This window comes from Candidatus Thermoplasmatota archaeon (assembly GCA_018814355.1).
Classification (GTDB): domain Archaea; phylum Thermoplasmatota; class Thermoplasmata; order UBA10834; family UBA10834; genus COMBO-56-21.
This window is the reverse complement of sequence record JAHIZT010000118.1, coordinates 1-3663: the sequence shown is the minus strand read 5'-3', so window position 1 is coordinate 3663 and position 3663 is coordinate 1. Positions and strand designations below refer to the sequence as shown.

The following is a 3663-nucleotide window of genomic DNA, read 5'->3' as shown; positions in this document are numbered from 1 at the left end:
GGAATCGCTGCCCATAGTTCTACTATGCCAAGTGCATACACAACTATGAGGATGTACACAAATTCCATCCCATATCGTCTCCCTCAGGAACGCTCCTTTCCTCGGTCAGCAAATTACCAATGAGTACTTTGTTCTTCTCACGGATTGCCAGTGGCTGTCAGCCTAGCACCTACTCTAGTCGGACGATTCCTCATTTGAAACTGCAGACGCCTGTGAATGAGTTGGTCCCAGCTATTGATCCGGAATCTCCCGGCGATTACAGACGGGAACACCTCCGACCCGATGCGGTGCAAGGACGACTGAATCGGGATCCTCATCCTGAACATACTGGTGGTGGTCAGTGAGGAGGTCGAGCGGGAGCTGGCGGCGATGGCGGGCCAATTATCTGCCACAGCATCCAAGACCCTAAGAATCAATTCTAGCAAAAACGATTTAGTTGATTCTGAGTAATCTCTGTCTGGCTGCAACATGGAGTGGGCCCAACCGGATTTGAACCGGTGATCTACGCCGTGTAAGGGCGTTGTCATAACCGCTAGACCATGGGCCCAGCGGAGCCAATGCCCTTCGCCGTCTTAAAACATTCTCAGGCTCGATTCCACCTGGAAGTGGCCTCGAACCCTTTCGCGAAAGCGTCCAGATTCTCGTGCACCCAATGCGGTAAGTTCATCTCGATCGCCTTCTCGAAATGTCTTCTCTCGAGCCCCGTTATTCCGGTGCCGGCCAATGCTCCGACCATCACTATGTTCGATGACATGGGCACGGCAGACTCCTCGGCAAGTTTCCTCGCATCGATTGATAAGAATCTCTTCGCAATCCTCTCAACCTTGAGCTCGACCTCTTCGGCTGTGGGATACTTCAGCTTCTGTGTCGACACGCTCAAAGGCACGATTCTCTCAGTCGATGTGATCACGGCAGTGCCACTGTTCGCCTTGCAGAGGGATCTCAAGGTCTCCAAGAGTTCGAAGGATAAAATCAGATCAGCACCACCATCAGGTATCAGCGGGCTCTGGACATCTCCAATCCTTGCAGTGCAAACGACCGCTCCCCCTCTCTGCGCCATCCCGTGCGTCTCACTCAGAAGGACGTTCTCTCCTCCGAGTATCGCTGCGTCCCCGATGACCCTTGAGGCGGTTATGATCCCCTGGCCTCCAACCCCGACGAGGTAGATGTCGACCATCATCTGGTCTCCTTGATGGCTTTGTGCGGACACACCTGGGCGCACACCCCGCAGCCAGCGCAGAGCGCCTCATCTATTGTCTGGACCTTGTCCATGCTCGATATCGCAGGACACTGGAACTTGTCGACACATGTCCTGCACTTCTTGCAGTCCTCTTGGTCGATCTCGTGCTTCTTCAAGATCGCGCCCTTCTCATCTCTCTTGGCGATCAGGGCGCACTCCCTCCTCGCTATGATGACAGAGACGCCCTCCTGCCTGAGCGCCTCTTTGACTGTCTCCGTGGTGGTCTTGATGTCGTACGGATCGACGACTCTCAACCATCTGACGCCGCAGCCCTTGACGACCTCCTCTATCGAAACTGGCGTGACGTCGCAGCAGGACGGGCCAGTGTCGCTCGCTGGGTGCGGTTGATGGCCCGTCATCGCAGTCGTTCTGTTATCCAGGATCATCAGCAGGAACTTGTGTCCGTTGTGTACTCCGTTGATGAGACCGGGTATGCCGGCATGGAAGAATGTGGAATCACCAATGAACGCTATCACTGGCTGTTCGTTCACCTTCGCGAGGCCACCTGCAGTTCCTACGCTAGATCCCATGCAGACCAGCAGATCCGCCGTGTTGTACGGCGGCGCGACCCCGAGCGTGTAGCAGCCGATATCCGATGCGAATATTGCTTTCCTGTTCGTCGCCTTGTTGACGGCGAAGTAGGCCGCGCTGTGCGGGCATCCAGCACATAGGACCGGTGGCCGGACAGGCAGGCTCTGAAGATCGATGACAGCTTCCTTGGCCTCATCGCCTCTGAGTCCGAAGGCTCTTGCGAGACCGGAGGCCACAATCGCCTGGTCAAATTCGTATGCTCTCGGAAGGATCCCATCGGCCTTGCCGACTATCTTCGTGCCGATGGATTCGTGTTGTGCGACCGCCCTCACTGACGTCTCCAGTATCGGTTCGAGCTCCTCCACAACTGCGACCCTGTCATGGTTCTTCAAGAAGTCGATGACCAATCGATTGGGAAGTGGATGTGGAAAGCCGAGCTTCAATACATCGACCGACACGCCGAGAGTTTTCGCTGCGTCCGCAACGTAGTTGAACGCCGCCGATGACGTTATCACGCCTATTCTAGCCCCGGTTCCGATTCTCCGGACCTTGTTCAGATGCGACTCCTCTGACAGCCTCTCCGCTTCGCGGAGCCTCTCCAGGAGAACAAGATGCCTAGCTCTCGCGACTGCGGGCACCGTGACGAATCGCTTGGGGTCTTTGATGAATTCCTTCTTCTTCAGACCCTGGACGATCCTCCCGACGACCACCGGTCCTCTGACATGTGAGATGCGCGTCGTCGTTCGGAGGATGACTGGCAGCTCGAGTCTCTCCGACAGCTCGAACGCCTCCTTGGTCATCTCATAGCATTCCTGTGGTGAGGAAGGTTCCAGGAGCGGGATGCCGCCGAGAAGGGCGTAGTACCTGTTGTCCTGTTCGTTCTGGCTAGAATGGCACGACGGGTCATCGGCTGTGACTAGGACGAATCCGCCTCTGGTCCCTGTGTATGCGAACGTCATGAGTGCATCGGCGGCCACGTTCACACCGACATGCTTCATGCTCACCAAAGCCCTCACGCCGGAGGCGGCGGCACCGATGGCCATTTCCGTTGCGACCATCTCGTTGGTCGAGTACTCAAAGTAGATGCCCGCGTCCTTCGCCACGCGTGCGAGAGCGTCTCCTATCTCCGAAGCGGGAGTCCCGGGATACGTGGTTGCTATGCCGACCCCGGCCTCCAGTGCGCCCCTTGCGATTGCTTCGTTGCCTAGCAAGAGGACCTTCGTTCCAGGCTTTGCGTCGAGGACTCTGTCCATGTCGTTGCCGGGATTGGGTCCTTGGTGGAAATACCTTTGTCACCGTTTCAAACACGGGTAACACTCAGCCAGCAGTTGAAGTGTCTCCTACTGTCTTCCCCACAAACCCTTTACAGAACCGCTCTGCGCGACAACGCGTTCCTGTGAGTTTCTAGGGGCTTCATCGTTCAAGCGAACAGAAGCCCTGATTATAACTGCTCTCGCTGACGTCGTAGGATTGCGGCCTGATTTTGGGCTAGAAACGGGGACATTTCAACATAGAGGTCTTTTCCGAGGATCATGGTGGACCCTGTGGGATTTGAACCCACCAAGAACACTAGCTCGACCCGAGAAGGCACAAGATCGCCCGTCTTACGCATCTTTGGGATGCAACTTGAAAAATGGCTCAAGCCTCTTTTCTCATCACGGGCCTCTTTCTTGACAGGCTCATCGTGGACAAGCTCTCCAGCTCCCGCGCTTTTAGTGTGCAACTTGTGCAGGACTGCTCCCGAGTCTTAAGTCATCCATCATAGGAAGATTCGCCCATAAGATTCGGAGCAATGGATTGAATAGAAGATACCTCAGTATCGGTGTAGGTGGCGTCAGTCGACGTGAAAAGTGCTAAGAAGCCTCCGGCTGTATCGAAGCCAATCGTGAATC

General features: G+C 55.6%; 2 protein-coding genes and 1 tRNA gene. All 3 read right to left on the bottom strand.

The features are described from left to right. Nucleotides 1–474: 474 nt before the first annotated feature. The 3 genes from KJ653_08685 to iorA all read right to left on the bottom strand — a co-directional run bounded on the left by KJ653_08685 (nucleotide 475) and on the right by iorA (nucleotide 3024). Nucleotides 475–547: transfer RNA gene (locus tag KJ653_08685), tRNA-Val, on the bottom strand. Nucleotides 548–583: 36 nt separating this feature from the next. Next, nucleotides 584–1180 (bottom strand): indolepyruvate oxidoreductase subunit beta, encoded by a 597-nt coding sequence (locus KJ653_08680; protein ID MBU0685902.1) that lies wholly within the window; start codon nucleotides 1178–1180, stop codon nucleotides 584–586. Beyond that, a complete protein-coding gene (gene iorA, locus KJ653_08675; protein MBU0685901.1) occupies nucleotides 1177–3024 on the bottom strand; it encodes an indolepyruvate ferredoxin oxidoreductase subunit alpha in 1848 nt (615 codons plus the stop codon). Before iorA ends, KJ653_08680 begins: the two co-directional genes overlap by 4 nt. Nucleotides 3025–3663 lie beyond the last annotated feature (639 nt).

Excerpts from the sequence above, each read along its gene's own strand:
- iorA (MBU0685901.1), bottom strand. The coding sequence starts at position 3,024 with ATGGACAGAGTCCTCGACGCAAAGCCTGGAACGAAGGTCCTCTTGCTA.
- KJ653_08680 (MBU0685902.1), bottom strand. The coding sequence starts at position 1,180 with ATGATGGTCGACATCTACCTCGTCGGGGTTGGAGGCCAGGGGATCATA.